The following is a 4,349-nucleotide window of genomic DNA, read 5'->3' as shown; positions in this document are numbered from 1 at the left end:
GCACCTGGCCGACCATCAGGATGGTTTCTCCGGCGGCGCGGCGCTTGGCGATCATCGGCAACAGGTCAAGGGTGATGTCCGGGTTGCAGCTCAGGCTCAAGCGGTCGGGATGTTCGGCATCGCTGGCCACCAGCTGCGCCACCAGATTCAACCCGGCGGCATTGATGTCCCGCGCCGCATGGCTGTAGTTGCTGCTGACGTAATCCTGTTGCGCCGTGGCACTGTTGAGCAAGCTGCCAGGCTGCATGAAGAACTGCTGGATGTGAATGTTGCCCGGCAGTTGGTCGCGACGCAGATCGGCGAGAAACTCCAGCTCCGGATAATCGCCGAACACCCGTTCGATAAAGGGTTCGAGAAATCGCTTTTGCAATCCGTCGCCCAAGGGCGGACGGCCCAGGCACAGCGCGGTGTAGATCGTCAGCCGCCGCTCGGGCAGTTGCGCGATACGTCGATACAACGCGTTGACGAAGTGGTTGGGTTTGCCCAGGCCCAGGGGCAGGCCCATGTGAATGTGGACCGGCAACCGCGCCAGTACGTCATCGACCGCCTGCTCGATAGAACACAGCTGAACCATCGGATCCTCCCTCACGTTCCATGAATTGGGGTTGGTCCGAGCTTGCCGGGTCTTTACCGCAATGAACAGCCCTGTAGGAGCGAGCTTGCTCCGGGCGGCGCTCCGACGATGGTCGTCAACGATAACGCATGGAACCTGACACCCCGAGGCGCATTCGAACTCATCGCGAGCAAGCTCGCTCCTACAAGAGTTCACAACAAACCAAAGCAGAAATCACAGGCACAAAAAAGCCGCTCGCAAGCGGCTTTTCAGCAGCAAGACTCAGGCTTATTTCAGGCCGGACATCTTCTGGATGGCGCCTTTTAGCTCGGCGTCTGCACAATCGGCGCAGGTGCCTTTTGGCGGCATCGAGTTGAGGCCGGAGATCGCCTTGGCGAGCAGGCCGTCAACACCACCTTCTTTCTTGGCGCGCTCGCCCCAAGCGGCGGCATCACCGATTTTCGGTGCGCCCAACAGTCCGGTGCCATGGCAAGCGTTGCAATGTTTCGCAATCACTTCATCCGGAGTTTTTGCACCGCCACCGCCGCCAGCGGCAGTGGCCACTTCCATCCCCTTGCACTCTTTACCCTGAACACAAACCTGGCCGACTGGCTCAAGGCGTTTGGCGATTTCGTCGTTGGTCGCAGCTTGAGCGCTGACACTGACTGCCCATAGGGCCAATACGGTTGCTGGTGCAGCCAGCATTTTCATAATTAGGTTCACGCGTTCACCCTCAATGGTGGCTAGTCACGCCTACGGCCACGGTTCGCAGGCGGGCGCAAGTATAGCGGTAAGCCCGTCGCACTGAAACAACCCCAAAGTCGGAGGGGTCTTAGGCTGCGGCGGAAAAACAGCCCGGGCGCCTCCGCGATGCTGGCAGGACGCCTCTTTTCTTAGAAGTTCGCCGGCGTGGCTGCGCTGATTAGTCGCGCCGGCACATCGAACGGATTACGGAAACGGTGTGGCTTGGTACTTTCAAAGTAGTAGCTATCGCCGGCTTCGAGGACAAAAGTTTCGAGACCGACCACCAGTTCGAGTTTTCCTTCGACCAGGATGCCGGTTTCCTCGCCCTCATGGGTGAGCATCTCGTCACCGGTGTCGGCGCCYGGCGGATAGATTTCATTGAGGAATGCGATGGCCCGGCTCGGGTGCGCCCGACCGACCAGTTTCATGGTCACGGCGCCATCGGAAATATCGATCAGCTCGTTGGCCTTGTAGACGATCTGAGTCGGTTTTTCCTGCAGGATTTCTTCGGAAAAGAACTCGACCATGGACATGGGAATCCCGCCCAACACCTTGCGCAGCGAACTGATCGAAGGGCTCACGCTGTTCTTCTCGATCATCGAAATCGTGCTGTTGGTGACCCCCGCCCGTTTGGCGAGCTCACGCTGGGAAAGGCCTTTGAGCCTACGGATGGATTGCAGTCGTTCACCGACGTCCAAAGCTTGCGCCTCCAGGATTCAGGTTGTTGGAATAGTGAGCGTTATCATGGCGACAGCGTTCAGTATTTACAACACTTTGACCTGAATCCTGCTCAGCGAGGCGACTTCCGGTCTGGAGCCCCGCGCACTAAGCCCCGGAATAGAGCAGTGGCACCCGACGCAGGTTGCAGAAGATCTGGTAAGGAATCGTGCCGGCAGCCATGGCCACATCACTGGCGAGGATGTTTTTGCCCCACAACTCGACGGTCGAACCGAGGCCGGCCTGCGGCACATCGGTCAGATCGATACAGAGCATGTCCATCGATACCCGGCCAATCAGCTGGCTGCGCTGCCCGGCAACCAGCACTGGCGTGCCGGTCGGTGCCAGGCGCGGGTAGCCGTCGGCGTAACCCATGGCCACGACGCCAATGCGCATCGGTTTAGGGGTGATGAATTTGGCGCCGTAACCGACGGGCTCGCCAGCCGGCAACTCGCGCACACTGATCACTTTCGATTCCAGGGTCATGACCGGTTGCAGGCGCGATGCTGCTTCGTTGGCTTCTTCGAAGGGCGTAGCGCCATAGAGCATGATGCCTGGGCGCACCCAATCGCTCGGAATCTGCGGCCAACCGAGCACCGCCGGCGAGTTGCGCAGACTGACCTCGGCGGACAAGCCCTTGCGCGCCGCTTCAAATACCGCCACCTGATCGGCACTGGCCTGCTCATGCAGTTCATCGGCGCGAGCAAAGTGACTCATCAGCACTACTTTCGCGACCTTGCCGCTGGCCAGCAGGCGTTGATAGGCCGCTTGATAATCCGCCGGATGCAGCCCCACCCGGTGCATGCCCGAATCGAGTTTCAGCCACACGGTGATCGGCTTGCTCAATGTGGCTTTCTCGATGGCTTCGAGTTGCCACAGCGAATGCACCACGCACCAGAAATCATGCTCGACGATCAGCGACAACTCGTCGGCTTCGAAAAAACCTTCCAGCAGCAGCACCGGCGCACGAATACCCGCCGCCCGCAGCTCCAAGGCCTCTTCGATGCAGGCCACGGCAAACCCGTCTGCCTCGGCTTCCAGCGCCTGGGCACAACGCACCGCGCCATGGCCATAGGCATCGGCCTTGATCACCGCGAGGGCTTTGGCCCCCGTGAGTTCACGGGCGACTTGGTAGTTGTGACGCAGGGCTTGAAGATCGATCAGGGCACGGGCAGGACGCATGGCGGCAGACTTCTGGTCGGGTTATCGGGAAGAAAAACCGGCGCTGACTGACGGCGTGAACCGCCAGCAGCACCGGGAGAGGGATCTGTCTGAAAGCTTATGGCAGAGCGGCGACAACCGACAGCTCGACCAGGATTTGCGGTTCGCACAGTTTCGATTCGACTGTGGCACGGGCCGGGGCGACGCCTTTTGGCAGCCACTTGTCCCACACCGCGTTCATGCCTTCGAAATGCGCGTCGATGTCTTTCAGGTAAATCGTCACCGACAACAGATTGTTTTTGTCGGTGCCCGCCAGATCGAGCAAACGCTCGATATTGGCCAGGGTTTCACGGGTCTGCTGTTCAATCCCGGCGCTCAGGTCATYGCCGACCTGTCCGGCCAGGTAAACCGTGCCGTTATGGGTGACGATCTGACTCATGCGCTCATTGGTGAGCTGGCGCTGGAYTGACATGCTTTGCAGGCTCCTGGGTTTTGTTGCCATAACGGGAAATATCGAGGCCTTCGGCGCTGATCTGCGGCTTTTTCTTTGCCATCAGATCAGCCAGCAAGCGACCGGAGCCGCACGCCATGGTCCAGCCGAGTGTGCCGTGACCGGTGTTCAGGAACAGATTCCTGAACGGGGTGGCGCCAACGATCGGCGTGCCGTCGGGAGTGGTCGGACGCAGGCCGGTCCAGAAACTGGCCTGGGCCAGATCGCCGCCCTGAGGATAAAGGTCGTTGACGATCATCTCCAGGGTTTCCCTGCGACGCGGGTTCAGCGACAGGTCAAAACCGGCGATTTCAGCCATGCCGCCAACGCGGATGCGGTTGTCGAAACGGGTGATCGCGACCTTGTAGGTCTCGTCGAGAATGGTCGATGTCGGGGCCATTGCCGGGTTGGTGATCGGCACGGTCAGGGAGTAGCCCTTGAGCGGGTACACCGGCGCCTTGATCCCCAGCGGCTTGAGCAGTTGCGGCGAGTAGCTGCCGAGGGCCAGCACGTAGCGGTCAGCGGTTTCCAGCTTGCCGTCGATCCACACGCCGTTGATGCGGTCACCGGCGAAGTCGAGGCGCTGAATGTCCTGGTCGAAACGGAATTGCACACCGAGGTTTGCGGCCATCTCGGCAAGCTTGGTGGTGAACATCTGGCAGTCGCCAGTCTGATCGTTCGGCA

The 4,349-nt window shown here is 60.2% G+C and carries 4 protein-coding genes and 2 pseudogenes; all 6 read right to left on the bottom strand.

What is annotated here, in order from left to right; all coding sequences use genetic code 11:
* A pseudogene (locus ACXRVY_RS18485) lies at window positions 1-574 on the bottom strand (acetyl-CoA hydrolase); the annotation flags it as partial.
* A 267-nt stretch (window positions 575-841) separates the two neighbouring features.
* A complete protein-coding gene (locus ACXRVY_RS18480; protein ID WP_223460541.1) occupies window positions 842-1,264 on the bottom strand; it encodes a c-type cytochrome in 423 nt (140 codons plus the stop codon).
* 182 nt (window positions 1,265-1,446) lie between these two features.
* Entirely contained in the window at window positions 1,447-1,995 is a 549-nt protein-coding gene (locus ACXRVY_RS18475; protein ID WP_008023455.1) for a cupin domain-containing protein, read from the bottom strand.
* 127 nt (window positions 1,996-2,122) lie between these two features.
* Window positions 2,123-3,196, bottom strand: coding sequence for an alanine racemase (alr, locus tag ACXRVY_RS18470; protein ID WP_223460433.1), 1,074 nt, complete (start codon window positions 3,194-3,196; stop codon window positions 2,123-2,125).
* Between the two features lie 97 nt (window positions 3,197-3,293).
* The gene (locus ACXRVY_RS18465; RefSeq protein ID WP_458237935.1) at window positions 3,294-3,647 is read right to left on the bottom strand and encodes a RidA family protein; all 354 of its coding nucleotides are present in this window, start codon (window positions 3,645-3,647) and stop codon (window positions 3,294-3,296) included.
* Window positions 3,619-4,349, bottom strand: a pseudogene (gene dadA / locus ACXRVY_RS18460) (D-amino acid dehydrogenase); the annotation flags it as partial. The pseudogene dadA and the gene ACXRVY_RS18465, both read right to left, overlap by 29 nt.

Source organism: Pseudomonas sp. P5_A2_2 (assembly GCF_054177685.1).
This window is presented reverse-complemented; position numbering and strand designations above follow the sequence as displayed.

What these genes read in the sequence shown, in the direction of transcription:
- ACXRVY_RS18480 (WP_223460541.1), bottom strand. Translation starts at nt 1,264, where the DNA reads ATGAAAATGCTGGCTGCACCAGCAACCGTATTGGCCCTATGGGCAGTC.
- alr (WP_223460433.1), bottom strand. Translation starts at nt 3,196, where the DNA reads ATGCGTCCTGCCCGTGCCCTGATCGATCTTCAAGCCCTGCGTCACAAC.